General features: G+C 61.9%; 10 protein-coding genes and 1 tRNA gene. 8 read left to right on the top strand and 3 right to left on the bottom strand.

Annotated elements, in window-relative coordinates; translation table 11 throughout:
• Window positions 1-417 precede the first annotated feature (417 nt).
• The 5 genes from DXC99_RS01770 to proB all read left to right on the top strand — a co-directional run bounded on the left by DXC99_RS01770 (window position 418) and on the right by proB (window position 4,924).
• The gene (locus DXC99_RS01770) at window positions 418-1,356 is read left to right on the top strand and encodes a radical SAM protein (RefSeq protein WP_117629092.1); all 939 of its coding nucleotides are present in this window, start codon (window positions 418-420) and stop codon (window positions 1,354-1,356) included.
• Window positions 1,357-1,507: 151 nt separating this feature from the next.
• Window positions 1,508-1,580: transfer RNA gene (locus DXC99_RS01775), tRNA-Ala, on the top strand.
• Between the two features lie 64 nt (window positions 1,581-1,644).
• On the top strand, window positions 1,645-2,085 hold the full coding sequence (locus DXC99_RS01780) for a hypothetical protein (protein WP_117629093.1): 441 nt from the start codon (window positions 1,645-1,647) through the stop codon (window positions 2,083-2,085).
• Between the two features lie 84 nt (window positions 2,086-2,169).
• Window positions 2,170-3,675, top strand: a complete 1,506-nt coding sequence (locus DXC99_RS01785) for a nicotinate phosphoribosyltransferase (RefSeq protein ID WP_117629094.1) — start codon at window positions 2,170-2,172, stop codon at window positions 3,673-3,675.
• 121 nt (window positions 3,676-3,796) lie between these two features.
• On the top strand, window positions 3,797-4,924 hold the full coding sequence (gene proB, locus DXC99_RS01790; RefSeq protein WP_117629095.1) for a glutamate 5-kinase: 1,128 nt from the start codon (window positions 3,797-3,799) through the stop codon (window positions 4,922-4,924).
• 101 nt (window positions 4,925-5,025) lie between these two features.
• Here proB and DXC99_RS01795 read toward each other — a convergent pair whose 3' ends face one another.
• Window positions 5,026-6,444, bottom strand: a complete 1,419-nt coding sequence (locus DXC99_RS01795; protein ID WP_117629096.1) for an alpha/beta fold hydrolase — start codon at window positions 6,442-6,444, stop codon at window positions 5,026-5,028.
• Window positions 6,445-6,556: 112 nt separating this feature from the next.
• On the opposite strand from DXC99_RS01795, the gene DXC99_RS01800 reads away from it, so the two are divergent.
• Window positions 6,557-7,843, top strand: a complete 1,287-nt coding sequence (locus DXC99_RS01800; protein WP_117629097.1) for a glutamate-5-semialdehyde dehydrogenase — start codon at window positions 6,557-6,559, stop codon at window positions 7,841-7,843.
• Window positions 7,844-7,913: 70 nt separating this feature from the next.
• Here the strand turns inward: DXC99_RS01800 and DXC99_RS01805 are convergent, their stop codons facing one another.
• The gene (locus tag DXC99_RS01805) at window positions 7,914-8,513 is read right to left on the bottom strand and encodes an HD domain-containing protein (protein ID WP_089572031.1); all 600 of its coding nucleotides are present in this window, start codon (window positions 8,511-8,513) and stop codon (window positions 7,914-7,916) included.
• Between the two features lie 117 nt (window positions 8,514-8,630).
• On the bottom strand, window positions 8,631-9,116 hold the full coding sequence (locus DXC99_RS01810) for a CarD family transcriptional regulator (protein WP_089572030.1): 486 nt from the start codon (window positions 9,114-9,116) through the stop codon (window positions 8,631-8,633).
• Between the two features lie 342 nt (window positions 9,117-9,458).
• Here DXC99_RS01810 and argS point away from each other — a divergent pair, with 342 nt between their 5' ends.
• Together argS and rho are read left to right on the top strand one after the other, a co-directional pair.
• Complete coding sequence (argS, locus tag DXC99_RS01815) at window positions 9,459-11,312, top strand: arginine--tRNA ligase (RefSeq protein WP_117629098.1); 1,854 nt, start codon at window positions 9,459-9,461, stop codon at window positions 11,310-11,312.
• Window positions 11,313-12,100: 788 nt separating this feature from the next.
• Window positions 12,101-14,656 (top strand): transcription termination factor Rho, encoded by a 2,556-nt coding sequence (gene rho / locus DXC99_RS01820; protein ID WP_369831444.1) that lies wholly within the window; start codon window positions 12,101-12,103, stop codon window positions 14,654-14,656.
• Window positions 14,657-14,946 lie beyond the last annotated feature (290 nt).

Raw genomic sequence — 14,946 nt, forward strand, 5'->3', positions numbered from 1 at the left:
CAGCGATAATCACGCGCTTACCAGATATTGGGATGTTGTCGATGGCTTGTCGGGATACCAGCGGGGATCCATATGGGCTGTAATGGTGGTTTTCGGCAAATGAAAACCACCCCCCACGTTACGAAAATGAACCCACCTAAAACAGGTGGGTGCCCTCATCGACTGTTCCAGCGTCCTTAACAACGAAGGATACCTGTACTAGGTACGACTGTGTGGGCTCCCTAAATAAACGCGACGGTTCACCCAGTTGCTCCGCGGGGGGCGGAATACCTACATCATAAAGCGGCACTTTGTCGATTCCAGTCTTGACATTATAAAAATCGTGTCGGACGATTACGGCGCCTTGGGCTCGAGCCGTCTGTGCGGTTGGTCCCTTTACGTTTGAGCTGCTGAATCATTGTTTTGGAGCATGTTTTTATGCCGACGTCGTTGACCGAACTTTTTTCGCCCGCCTGCCATTTGTGTCCGCGCCGTTGCGGTGCGGCGCGCGACGAGGGCACGCGTGGCGTGTGCGGCGCCGACAACACGCTTAAGGTGGCCCGCGCAGCGCTTCATATGTGGGAGGAGCCGCCTATCTCGGGCGAGGCCGGCTCGGGTACGATTTTCTTTAGCGGCTGTTCGCTCAAATGTATCTACTGCCAAAACCACGAGATCTCGACGGGCAATTTCGGTCTTGAGATTTCGCCCGAGCGTTTGGTCGAGATTATGCTGGAGCTGCAGGACCAGGGCGCCAATAACATCAACCTGGTGACGGCGACGCACTATGCGCACCTGTTGCCTGCCACGATTGCCGCGGCACGGACGCGCGGGTTGGTCATCCCAATTGTCTACAACACGAGTGGTTACGAGCGCGCGAGTGCCGTGGCGGCGCTGGGCGACCTGGTCGACGTGTGGCTTACGGACTTTAAATATGCCGATGCCGGGCTTGCGCAGTCGCTCTCTCATATTAAGGATTACCCACGTGTGGCTGCGTCAGGCCTGGCTCAGATGGCGCGCGAGATCGAGCGCCGTGGGGGAGAGCTGGTGGACGAGGACGGGCTCATGAAGCGCGGCATCATCGTGCGCCATCTGGTGCTGCCGGGACATGCAGACGATTCATGCCGCGTGCTGGATCTGGTGTGGCAGACGGTGGGCGACGTGCCGATCTCGGTCATGAACCAATACACGCCCAATGCACTCATGCGCGAGCAGGGCGGCGAGTTGGCCCGTGCCGTAACGCGCGAGGAGTACGAGCAGGTGCTCGACCATGCCGACGACCTGGGCTTTACGACGATGTTCTGGCAAGAGGGCGGCGCGGTAGACGAGAGCTTCACCCCGGCCTTCGACACCACCGGCGTCCTCACCAGCGCAAAGTAGTGCGTTCGTCGATGATTTTTCTGGGACGGGGATTAAAAAATCATCGAGAGGATCGCCTGCTCGAAAAGTTGTCAAAATAGCCGCGCCCCAAAAAGACTGGTTATTGGGCGTTGACAGTTGGCGAGCCGTAGGTAAAATATCGACTTGTCCTGGGGACGTAGCTCAGTTGGGAGAGCGCTGCCGTCGCATGGCAGAGGCCGAGGGTTCGACTCCCTTCGTCTCCACCCTCGGATTTGATAAGCCGCTGACATTGTGTCGGCGGCTTTTTTTAAAAGAAAGGGCTGTACCATGGCCGAGCTTGAGTCCCAACCATTGTCCGACGAGGAGCGCGCTGAGTTGGAAGAGCTCCGCGCTGAGAAGGCCCGCCGCGAGGCTCGGGAAGAGGCCCGTCGCGAGCGTGAGGAGCTGGCTGCCCTGCGTGCCGAGCGTGCGAAGGCCGAGGAGGTCGCCGCGAACGCCGTATCCGCACCCAAGCCCGCTGCTGCGAAGCCTGCGCCTGCCGCGCCCAAACCTCAGCCTAAAAAGGCCGCTCGTCCCAAGTCCGTCGAGCCCAAGCCGAGCCGCGACGAGATGACCTTTGCCCAGCGCATGGTTACCTCCAAGGAGCCTACGGGCGAGAACGAGATCCCTGGCATGGCGCCGGCTCAAAAAATCATCATTGTCCTTGCCCTCATCGCGTTTGTCATCTTTATGGGCTACACGATCCTGACCAGCATGGGCCTGCTCTAACTGATTTACATCGGGCGTCATGTCCGAACACTCTGCCCTTGTCCAACCCTCAACCTCTGCACAACGCATCCGAAAGGTCGCCCCATGGCTTTGACCGATATCTCTCATCCCACCGACATCGCAATGCTCACCGATCTGTACGAGCTCACTATGGCCCAGGGCCTGTGGGAGAGCGGCAAGGCCAATGAGCAGGGTTGTTTTACCGCGTTTTACCGCGACCATCCCTTTGGCAGCGCCTATGCCGTCATGTGTGGCACCGCCGAACTGCCCGAGCTGGTCGAGAATCTGCGCTTTACGCCCGAGGATATTGACTACCTCGCCTCGCTCCAGGCTCCTGCCGGCGGCGCGATGTTTAAGCCTGCATTCCTCGACTACCTGCGCGATTTTCGCGCGCATGTAAACATCGACGTCGTTCCCGAGGGCGAGCTCGTCTTTCCGCGCGAGCCCATGGTGCGCGTCACCGGCCCCGCGCTGGAGTGCCAGCTGCTCGAGACGGCGCTGCTCAACATCGTCGGCTTCCAGACACTTGTTGCCACCAAGACGGCGCGCGTGGTGTTGGCGGCGGACGGCCGTCCCGTGGCCGAGTTTGGCCTGCGCCGCGCCCAGGGTCCCGATGGCGGCCTGGCCGTCGCGCGCGCGAGCTACGTTGCCGGCTGTTCCTCTACGTCCAATGTGCTCGCTGGGCGCCGCTACGGTATTCCCGTCTTTGGCACGCATGCGCACAGCTGGGTGATGAGCTTCGATTCCGAGCTCGAGGCCTTCCGTGCCTTTGCCATGTCGAGCCCCAAGAACTGTACGCTGCTCATCGACACCTACGATGTGCGTGAGGGCTGCGAGCATGCTATTACGGTTGCAAAGGAGATGGAGGCGGTGGGCGAGCGTCTGTCGGCCATTCGCATCGACTCGGGCGACCTCGCCAAGCTCTCCAAGTATGTTCGCGGCCGTTTTGATGCCGAGGGCCTGCCCTATGTGGGGATCTCGGTTTCCAACGATCTTGACGAGTACACGATTCAGTCGCTGCTCGACCAGGGTGCGCCTATCGATAGCTTTGGTGTGGGTACCAAGCTCGCGACCTGCTATGATCAGCCGGCTCTGGGCGGCGTGTACAAGCTTTCCGCCCGCCGTGCGAGCGAGACGGACCCGTGGACGCCGGTGGTCAAGCTCTCCGAGCAGCCCTACAAGCGCACGATCCCGGGCGTGCAGCGCGTGCGCCGTTATTACGACGGCTTTGGCGGCCCGATCTGTGACATGATCTATGACGAGGACCATCTGGCGGGGGAGGGTGCCGCGCGCGGCAATACCCTCGTGGCCGTGAACGATGCCGCCCTGGTGACCGACGTTTCCGAGCTTGAGTATCGCGAACTGCTGGCGCCGATCGTGCGCGATGGCAGCGCCGTTGCCCCGCGCGAGAGTATTGAGGACGCACGCGAGCGTTGCGCTTGGGCACTTGACCATCTGGATCCGGCCTACAAGCGCTTCCTGTACCCGCAGACCTATGTGGTGGGCATGGAGCAGGGCCTGGCACAGGTGCGCGACGAGCTCGTGCGCAAGAACATGGCCGCGGCTTCCGCCTTCCCTTGGGCAAAATGATCCGAAGGGGATGGAGGAAAACGGATCAGTTGGCCTTTCGGCTCCTCCGGTGATCCGCATGCGACGGAGGAAAACAGATCATTTTCTCGCCCGCCCACTCAACATTCGATTGGTTTGACGCATGACGACTTCTTATAAAACGATGGTGGTAAAGATCGGTTCGTCCACGGTTGTGGGCGCCGACGGCAAGGTCAACCGCTCCTTTATCGGCGGGCTTGCCGATCAGGCCGCAGCTCTGCGCAAGCTCGGCTGGCGTCTGGTCGTGGTGAGCTCGGGCGCTATCGCCTGCGGCTATCCCGTGCTGGGCTTCGACCGCAAGCCGGTCGGCGACCTGCCGAGCCTGCAGGCCTGTGCCTCGGCCGGTCAGTGCATCGTCTCGTCGGCCTACGACGAGGAGTTCCATGCGCGCGACCTGCTCACCTCGCTCGTGCTGCTCACGCGCCACGACACGGCTCGTCGTACGTCCTACCTTCACGCGCGCGACGCCCTGCTGCGTCTGGTGGAGCTGGGCGTGGTGCCGGTTGTCAACGAGAACGATACCGTTACCGTCGACGAGATTAAGTTTGGCGACAACGACACGCTGGCGGCGCTTGTGAGCTGCCTGGTTTCTGCCGATCTGTGCGTGACGCTCTCGGACATCGATGGCCTCTATACCGCCAATCCGCATGAGGACCCGACGGCCGAGTTCGTTCCGGTCGTGCATAAGATCGATGCCAAGATCATCGCCTCGGCGGGCGATTCTTCCACATCGGTGGGCACGGGCGGCATGATCACCAAGATTCGCGCGAGCCGCATTCTGATGACGGCGGGCATTCAGAGCGTGATCTGCTCGGGCGAGGAGCCCGATGCGCTCGTGCGCCTTGCCCGCGGCGAGAGCGTGGGTACGCTGTTCGATCCGCCGGCGGAGCGCCTGGACATTGCGCCCCGCAAGCTGTGGATTGCGCTGGGTGATAAGGCGCATGGCTCGGTGACGGTCGATGATGGTGCCGCGAAAGCGCTGGTCGGCCACGGGTCGTCCCTGCTTGCGGTGGGTATTCGCGAGGTCGATGGTGAGTTTGCCGAGGGTGATGTGCTCGACGTGTGCGACCCGAGCGGTATGGTTGTCGCCCGCGGTATCGCCGAGGCCGATTCGGACGTGCTGGAGCTTGCTGCCGGCCGCCGCCAGGACCAGATCGCCAGCAACCGCCTGCTTGCAAACTTGGCCGAGAAGCCCGCAATCCATAGGGACAACTTGATAGTGTTTGCATAAAGAGAGGCAGCGCTGCGGCTCGTTTTGCCAGCAGTGCTGCCTCTCCTTTTCCGGCACTTGGGGACGTTCCTATTGTGCCGGCAGGTGGGGACACTCCTTTGCTAGAAGATTCGGCGCAGGTCTCCGCGGTTGAGGGACTCGTCGAAGAGGTGCTTGAATACCACACTGCCGTGCAGGCCGTCGTGCTCGAACTCGTTGGTTACCCAGGCGTGCGAGTTGCCCACGCGGCTGAGCGTGTCGAGCTGCAGACTCGAATCGACGTACATGTCATCGAAGTACACCGCGGCCTGGAGTGGCACTTCGTTGCAGGCCAGGCGCTGCGGGTCGTAGATCTTGTCCCAGCTGGTGTCTTCCATCAGCAGGTCCATGGCGGGCTTAAACGGCTTAAGTTCGGGCATCTGCTCAAACATCCACGGGAACACGGCCTCGCCGGTAAACATGAGCGGTCGCGCGAGCGTGTCGAACTCGGCACGGTGTGCCTTCTCTTCTGCCGCGGCCCAGCGAATGGGCATGGTGTCGCCGTCGGCGTAGATGAACTCCTGAAGCGTCCAGTACAACGGATTCGTGCGCGTGTTGGTGCGCTCGAAGGCGCGCATCAAAAAACTGTCAGATACCGAGGCGCCGCACGTCAGCGTGCCGTCGCCATCAACAAAAGCGTGATCGATAATCCAATGCATGCGCTCAAAGCTCGGCTTCATGCCAAAGTCGCTGCCCATGAGCTGTAGGCGCTCGACCGTCATCGGCGAGCCGTCGGGCAGCATGGGCTTCTGAGCCTCGAGCGCATCGGCCAGGGCTGCCACGCGCTCGACGTCGGCGGGGTAGCGATCGTAATACTGCTGCGTCTTGGCGGCCATGCGCGGGAAGGTGTGCGCGTAGACCTCGCCGGCGCTCGCCGGGACGTGGGGGATGCCGCCGCAGGTAAAGCTTGCCGCCACGCCCTCGGGGAAGAGCGACAGGTAGCTCAGCGTCAAAAAGCCGCCGTAGCTCTGCCCGAGTGTGACCCAGGGCTTGCCGCCAAAGCCCACCAGGCGCAGGTACTCAAAATCGCGCACGATGGAGCTGGCGAGGTGGCGCTTGAGGAAGTCCGCCTGTGAGCGGGCTGTATCGGCGCCGGCTGCCTCGGCGCGCTCGCCCAGTGCCTTGATCGTGCGTCCGTCCACGCAGCTACTGCGTCCGGTGCCGCGCTGGTCGGGAAGGATTACGCGGAAGTGCTTGACGGCCTCCTCGATCCAGCCGTCGCTTGTGGGCGACAGCGGACGCGGGCTCTCGCCGCCGGGGCCGCCCTGCAAAAACAGGAGTAGCGGCAGATCGTCGTTGATGCGGTCGGGTGCGCAAACCACGCGGTAGAAGAGCTTGATGCTCTCGGGCGCGCCGGCGATGGGTGCCGGCATGGCGCCGCGGCGCATGGTGCTGCCGACGGCTAGGAGCATCGGCTCCAGGCCGCGCCAGTCAAGGGGGACGTCGATGCTGTGGTCCTCGACGTAAAGGCCGGGGACGTGGTACGAAGTGATGAGGGCCATGTGAGTCTTCCGTTCGTTGCGGTGTTTCGGGTTGACCAATTCTACCGCCGCGGGCGAGGCCATGCACAAATCGGCTACCATGGTTGCAAACTTCTAGGAGAAAGGGCCGCCTATGTCGGTCGATATAGCCACGTATGTCCATGATCTTGCCGTTGCCGCCAAGGCAGCGTCGGCCTCGCTTGCCACGGCGAGCAACGAGCAGCGCCAGGAAGCCGTGCGCGCCATGGCCGCAGCACTGCGCAACGGTGTCGACTCCATCGTCGCCGCCAACGAGCTCGATATGTCCGCCGCGCGCGATGCGGGCACCTCGGCCGGACTGCTCGATCGCCTGCTGCTGACGCCCGAGCGCGTCGAGGGCATGGCCGCCGGACTGGAAAAGCTCGCCGAGCTGCCCGATCCCGTGGGCCGCGTGCTCGACCACCGCGTGCTTGCAAGCGGCGTGGACCTCACCCGCGTGAGCGTGCCGTTGGGCCTGGTCGCCATGGTGTATGAGGCGCGCCCCAACGTGACGGCCGACGCCGCGGGCATCTGCATCCGCACCGGCAACGCCTGCATTCTTCGCGGCGGCTCGCTGGCCTATCACTCGTGTGCCATGATCGCCGAGCTGCTGGCCGATGCGCTCGAGGCCAAGGGCTTCCCGCGCGAGGCCGTGTCGATGATCGAGTCCACCGACCGCGAGGCCACCGGCGAGCTCATGAAGCTCCGCGGCATTGTCGACGTACTCATTCCGCGCGGCGGTGCAGGCCTGATCCAGCGCTGCGTGCGCGAGTCGCTTGTGCCGGTGATCGAGACGGGCACGGGCAACTGCCACATCTACGTGCATGAGTCCGCCGACTTTGATAAGGCGCTCAACATTATCGTTAATGCCAAGACCCAGCGCGTAGGCGTGTGCAATGCCGCCGAGTCGCTGCTGGTCGACCATGCTGTGGCCGATGCGTTTTTGCCTGCGGTCGTTGCCGTGCTGCACGACCACGGCGTGCTCATTCACGGTGACGAGTCCACGTGCGCCGCGTGCGCCGACGCCGGCTTTGTGGAGGGCGATGACTACGTCGCCGCGACTGAGGAGGACTGGGGTCGCGAGTACCTGGCGCTCGAGATGAGCGTGAAGGTCGTGGCAAACGAGGACGAGGCCATCGCACACATCAATCGCTACGGCACGATGCACTCCGAGGCCATCGTTGCCGAGGACACGGATGCTTGCGAGCGCTTCCTGGATGCGGTCGATGCCTCGGCCGTGTACGCCAACGCCAGCACGCGCTTCACCGACGGCGGCGAGTTTGGCCTGGGCGCCGAGATCGGCATCTCGACCCAAAAGCTCCACGCCCGCGGACCCTTCGCCGCCGAGGCCCTCACCACCTACAAATACAAGCTCCGCGGCACCGGCCAGGTCCGCCCCTAAACCCCTCGTAAACGAAAACCGCCACAAAGGTGCCTGTCCCCTTTGTGGCGGTTTTAGGTGGCGTGGGCGGTTAGGCCTGGAAGGTATCGCGGTCGGGGGCGAAGGACTGCATGGCCGCTATGGTGCGGTCAAAGAGCTCGGGGAGCTCCCAGCCCAACATCTCGGCGCCCTGCGAAATCACGTCGCGCGAGCAGCCGGCGGCAAAGCGCTTGTCCTTGAACTTCTTCTTGAGCGACTTGGTCGTAAAGTCCATGACGCTCTTGCTCGGGCGCATGATGACTGCAGCGCCGATCAGGCCGGTGAGCTCATCGCAGGCAAACAGGATCTTTTCCATCTGCAGCTCGGGTTTGGGCAGCGAGGTGTTGAAGTCCGACGTGTGCGTCTGGATGGCGCGAATGAGCTCGGGAGACGCACCTTCGCCCTCAAGAATCTCGGCAGCATAGATGGTGTGGTTCATGGGGTCGTCCTCATGCTCCTCCCAATCCAGGTCGTGCAGCAGACCGACGATGCCCCAAAACTCCTCGTTCTCGGGGTCGAACTCGCGCGCAAAGTAGCGCATAGTGCCCTCGACCGTCTCGCCATGGGTGATGTGGAACGGGTCCTTGTTGTGTTCGTTGAGCAGTTCGAACGCGCGGTCGCGGGTGATTCCGGCGGTAAGCGGCTCTGCCATAAGAGACTCCTTGTGCTCGTGGGTATCGATAAGAATGAATACTACTAGAACGACTAGAACGAAAAAACCACCACAAAGGTGCCTGTCCCCTTTGTGGTGGTTTTTGGCTCGGATGGGTTAGTTGAGGGCGGCTTGGGCTAGGCGGGCTTCGGCGGCCTCCTCGGTGACGCCCAATGCCACGGCGAACTCCTCGATGGAGCGGCGCTTGGCTTCCTTGAGTACACGCATATAGTAAGAGCTGGGCTTTTTATCGGCTTCCTCGGCCTGGCGAATGCGGTGCATCATGGTCTTTGCCACGCGGACCGTCTCGGGCGCGCCCAGCTTGAGCTGCTGCTTAAAGTGTGTCTCTTCAAGCGAGCTGTTGCGCTCGGTAAAGGTGTCGCACTCCAGCTCGTCATAGTGGCTCAGCAGATGCTCGGCATCTTGCTGAGAGATGGCGGCATGCAGACGGTCGGCCTGCGCCACGGGGTACATAAGGATCGTCTGCGCATGCCCCTGCTTGGCCTCGAGCAACAACATGGGCTGCGGCGTGTCGTCCCTAAAACCGACGACGGTGCAGACTCCCTGACCCGGATGAATGACGTGTTGACCGATTGAGAACATGCTACCTCCAACTTATACGAATTTACGTATGTCTAGAATAACACGCTGACGTGCGCAAATCCTCGCTTTATGCAGGAAAAGCACACAACTCTGATAGGTAAGAGTATTCGATAAAAGACACAGCTCATTCACACCTTTATGCATTTTCAACGCGTGCATAATCTGCAGGCAGACCGGCATCTTTGAGTGACTCCATACAAGCTGTAGTCAATTATGTGCATATGCAATTTCGATTGGCTTTACCCTGCGACAGTGCCCCTCGCTTGTGATAGAGTGCTACAAACTCTGGCTTTTGCCCTACGAGTGACCAAGAGCTCGGGGGCTTTAACACAAGGAGGATCTATGCCCGAGAAGATTGAAGAGCTGGTACGCGCTGCGCTTGCTGCGGCCCAGGAGGCCGGCGACCTTTCCGCATTTGAACTTGACGATTGCGCTATCGAGCGACCGGCTGACACTTCTCATGGCGAGTGGACCTCTACCATGGCCCTGAAGTCCGCCAAGCTGGCCCACTGCGCCCCGCGCAAGATCGCCGAGGTCATCGTTGCCCATATGCCCGAGGACCCCGCGATCGAGAAGGTCGAGATCGCAGGCCCCGGCTTCATCAACTTCTACCTCTCCGTTGCCGTCAAGAATGCCATCTTTGGCGAGGCTCGCGAGAAGGGCATGGACTTCGCTAAGTCCAACGTCGGTGGTGGCCTGAAGACCCAGGTCGAGTTCGTTTCCGCCAACCCCGTCGGCCCCATGCACATCGGCCACGGCCGCTGGGCCGCGCTGGGCGATTCGCTCTGCCGCGTTATGGACCACGCCGGCTATGAGATCCAGCGTGAGTTCTACATCAATGACCACGGCTCTCAGATGAACACCTTCGGCAACTCCATCAGCACGCGCTATATGCAGCTTGCCGACATCATCGCCAAGCAGGGCGTTGATATCGACGAGGCTCACAAGCTGCTGATCGCCGACCGTGACGCCTTTGTTGCCGACGAGAACGACGAGCATCCCGAGACCCATCCGTATCAGGACAACTTTGCCGAGACTCTGGGCAAGGACTCCTACGGCGGCGACTACATCATCGACGAGGCTGCCGAGTTCTGGCGCACCGACGGCGACAAGTGGGTCGACGCCGATCCGCAGGAGCGCATGGAGAGCTTCCGCGAGCGCGGCTACGTAAAGATGGTCGACAACATGCGCGACCTCTGCCACGCCGTCAACTGCGACTTCGATCGTTGGTACTCCGAGCGTTCGCTGTACGTGAAGGACACCGAGGGCGAGACCGCCGGTACCTCTGCCGTCGACCGCGCTTTTGAGAAGCTCGACAAGATGGGCTACCTCTACACCAAGGACGGCGCCCTGTGGTTCCGCTCCACCGACCTGGGCGATGACAAGGACCGCGTCCTGATCAAGTCCGATGGCGAGTACACCTACTTCGCCTCCGATGTTGCCTATCACTGGGATAAGTTCCAGCGCGTCGACCACGTCATCGACATCTGGGGCGCCGACCACCACGGCTACATCGAGCGCGTCCGCTGCGTCTGTGACGCTCTTGGCTATCCCGGCAAGTTTGAGGTTCTGCTGGGCCAGCTCGTCAACCTGCTGCGCAACGGCAAGCCCGTCCGTATGTCCAAGCGCAAGGGCACCATGGTGACCCTGCAGGAACTCGTCGACGAGGTCGGCTCCGACGCCGCTCGCTACACGCTCATCTCCAAGAGCTCCAACCAGATGGTCGACTTCGACATCGAGGCCGTCAAGAAGCGCGACAACTCCAACCCGGTGTACTACGTGCAGTACGCTCACGCTCGCGTGTGCTCCATCCTGCGCCGTGCCGCCGACGTTACTGCCGAGCAGGCCGCCGAGATGGGCATGAAGGCCGTCGCCGCCAAGGCCATCGGTGAGAACGTCGATTACTCGCTGCTGACCGACCCGACCGAGCTCGCCCTGTCGCGTAAGCTCAACGAGCTCACCGACCTGATTGCCAGCTGCGCTCGCGATCGCGCCCCGTTCCGCCTGACGCACTTTGCCGAGGAGCTCGCCGGCGACTTCCACAGCTTCTACGCCGCCTGCCAGGTTCTGCCGAGCGAGGGCCGTCCCGTCGACCCCGAGCTCTCGCGCGCCCGTCTGGCCGCCTGCGACGCCGTCCGCGTGACGCTCGCCCTGGTGCTTACCCTCGTTGGCGTTTCCGCGCCCGAGCAGATGTAATCTGCGGGTCATTTGACCGTGTAGGTTCGGCTTTGCTGAACCCTATAAGCCCGATCTCCATGCGGAGGTCGGGCTTTTTTCGTTTGGCGGGGCTTTTAGGCGTGTTGGAAAATGCTACCAAATCGCAACTATACCGGTTTACGGGGCTGAATCGCTGCCTGGCGACCATAGCGACAGCAGTGAAAATAAAACCGCAGCTAGACGGTTTATTGTTTCTTGAAAATGCAGGGTATGGTTGGCTTGCAGCATTCTGGCCCCGTAATCCGGCGTAGTTTTGAAAATTGTCCCTTGGGGACGGAGGAAAATGGATCATTTTTGTCTCGCGGAGGGGTGGCGGGATACCGTCCGCCGCGAATCGTGCTCATCTCCTACGTTTGGACGCATATCCCGAACCATGCCGAAAAGTACGATATTAAAACCGCAGGTAGCAGACTCGTTGTTTATGAAAAAAACAAGGGTATGGTCAGGGGCTCGGGTGCAAACGTAGTAGATGGGCGCGATTCGTGGCGCGGCTATTCCGGGTGCCACGGCTTCACTCCTCTGGCGCGACATTTCAAGGCGCTTTTGAGGAGGAGTGTCCCTGATGACTGGGCGTTTAAGAACGTCCAATGACTAAGTTGCAGGTGGTTGCGGTTGTGTTACACTAACGCTGCGTATATGACGCAATCATCTCGATACAGATCAATGATATCCGTCGTTTTGAACGGAACTAGACTGTTTAGCCGCCCTGAAGGTTTATGCAGGGAGCATGTGATTACAGGGCTTGAAAAGAAAGTTGAGCAAACACTGTGTCTGATCAACAGCAAGAAAACGAAATAACGACGACGCAGGCCGCTCCCGCTGCACCGGTTGCGTCGGACCAGGTCGCGGCGCCCGCGCAAGCCTCGGCTCCTGAGACGCCTAAGGCTGCTTCGACGCCTATGCCTGTGGCGGCTGAGAAGGCCGTGCCTGCAACTGGTGAGGAGGCTGCTCCGGCAAAGCCCAAGCTCACGCGCCACACGGCCAAGCCTGCCACTGACGGCGAGGAGGTCACCAAGCCCAAGCGCCGTACCACGCGCACGACGCGCGCCAAGCGCACCGTTGCAGCTGACTCCTCGGCGCCGATTTCCGATGAGGTCGCGCAGGCACGTGCGTTGGCGCAGATTAGCGAGGCTCAGGTGGTGCGCGCCCGCCGTCGTGCTGCCGAGCGCGAGGCCGCGGCTCTGACCGAGCTTGCAGCTCCGTCTGTGCCCGAGACCCCTGCCGCCGACCTGCCGACCGAGAAGCCGGCACCGCGCACACGCCGCCGCACGGCTGCTAAGGCCGAGCAGGTTGCGGAACAGGTAGCCCCCGAGCTCACTGAGGCTTCGGTCCGTTCCGCGGCAGGGGAGGGCGCATCGCCTGCTGAGCCCGCTGTGCCTGTCGAGGCCAGCGAAGTTCCCGTTGTCGATCCGGCTTTGCGCCCGCACCGTCGCGGTCGCAAGCCCAAGGCCTTCGTCGAGGCAGAGAAGGCCGCAGCCGCAGCCGCCGCCGCTCGGGATGCTGCGGCGACCGCCGAGTCTGCAACCGCTGCCGATGCACCCGTCCAGGATGCTACGACTTCCGAGGCCGCTCCCGCCGATGCCGAGCCCGCCGACGTCCGTCCCGGTCGCAGCCGTCGCACCGCTGCTAAGCGCACGTCCAAGGCTAAGGCTGCCAATAAGGGTGCGTCCGAGGATTCCGCCGAGACGACCGCCGATGCATCGATTGATGCCGCCGAGCCCCAGGACGTCGAACAGCCTGCGTCCGAGAAGCCCAAGCGCGGTCGTAAGAAGTCCGCTAAGGCCAAGGCGTCCGAGCAGCAGGCTGATGTCGAAGCGCAGGTCGATTCCGGCGCCGAGGCCAATGACGCCGCTGCGGCCAATGCCGACGCCGCCGCAACCGATGGCGCCGCGCCCGCTGAGGCCGATGACAACGCTCGCCCCAACCGTCGCCAGCACAAGCGCAACGAGGAGCGCAACGAGCGCAAGGACGAGCGCAACAACGACCGTCGCAACCGCCAACGCGATCGCAAACAGCGCAACAAGGAGCGTAACGCCGCCCCCACCGAGCCCACGCTTTCGCGTGAGGAGCTCGCTGCCATGAAGGTCGCCGAACTGCGCGAGAAGGCCAAGGAGTTCGAGATCGAGACGACCGGCAAGAAGAAAGCCGAGCTCGTCGAGGAGATCTACGTCACCGCCGCGAAGGCCGAGGGCTTCCGCGACATCAAGGGCATTCTGCAGATTCGCCCGGATAGCTCCGGCATCATCCACGCCCATGGCTACATGAAGTCCAACGACGACGCCTTCGTGCCCGCCTACCTCATCCGCTCCGCGCGCCTGCGCACGGGCGACGTCATCGAGGGCTCGCTGCGTCCTTCGCGCGGCGGCGACAAGCGCGCCGGCCTCGCCAAAATCACGACCGTCAACGGTCTGGACCCCGAGCAGATTCGCAACCGCCCCAAGTTCGGCGACCTCACCCCGGTCTATCCCAACGAGCCGCTGCGCATGGAGCACGGCAAGGACTCCATTACCGGTCGCGCCATCGACATCGTGTCGCCGATCGGCAAGGGCCAGCGTGGCCTGATCGTGTCCCCGCCCAAGGCCGGCAAGACCACGATCCTCAAGAAGATCTGCCAGTCCATCTCGATTAACAACCCCGAGGTGCACCTCATCTGCCTGCTCGTCGACGAGCGCCCCGAAGAGGTCACCGATATGCAGCGTTCCATCAAGGGCGAGGTTGTGGCGTCGACCTTCGATATGCCCGCCGACAACCACACTCGCGTGGCAGAGCTCGTTATCGAGCGCGCCAAGCGCATCGTGGAGCTGGGCGGCGATGTTGTGGTGGTGCTCGACTCCATCACGCGTCTTGCCCGCGCCTACAACTTGGCGGCGCCCGCCTCAGGCCGCATCCTTTCGGGCGGCGTCGATTCGGCGGCACTGTATCCTCCCAAGCGCTTCCTGGGCGCAGCCCGCAATATCGAGAACGGTGGCTCGCTTACCATCCTGGCCTCTGCCCTCATCGACACCGGTTCCAAGATGGACGAGGTCATCTTTGAGGAGTTCAAGGGCACCGGCAACATGGAGCTTAAGCTCGACCGCGACCTGGCCGACCGCCGCATCTTCCCGGCTATCGACCCCGTTGCCTCCGGTACGCGTAACGAGGACCTGTTGGTCGACGAGCAGATGCGTCCGTTTGTCTTTGGTCTGCGTCGCATTCTTGCCGGCATGAACAACACCGAGCGCGCAGCCGCATCGTTTATCAAGGGTCTTAAGGGCACCAACACCAACCAGGAGTTCCTGGTGCGTTCGGCCAAAAAACACAGCGACTACGAGCAGACGTTCTAGGTTGTCATCCACGCGCAGCGATAGTCATCAATGCGATAAAGGGTCGGGGCTTTGAGCCTCGGCCCTTTTCTATAGCGTCGCTCCGCGCTTATTTTTGACCGTAAGACCGACGAGCAGCAGGTTTCCCGTTTCAATCCGACATCGTCACTTGCAATCGACAGGACGGTTTCGCATAATAACTTTTAAGCTTCGCGACGGAAAACGCAGATGAAACGAACCATATACCGTTGCTTTGGGGCATAGCCCCGCTTCATCTTCTCTCGCGCAGCCAACTGAATGATGCGATTTGG

It is taken from the genome of Collinsella sp. TF10-11AT (assembly GCF_003437565.1).
GTDB lineage: Bacteria > Actinomycetota > Coriobacteriia > Coriobacteriales > Coriobacteriaceae > Collinsella.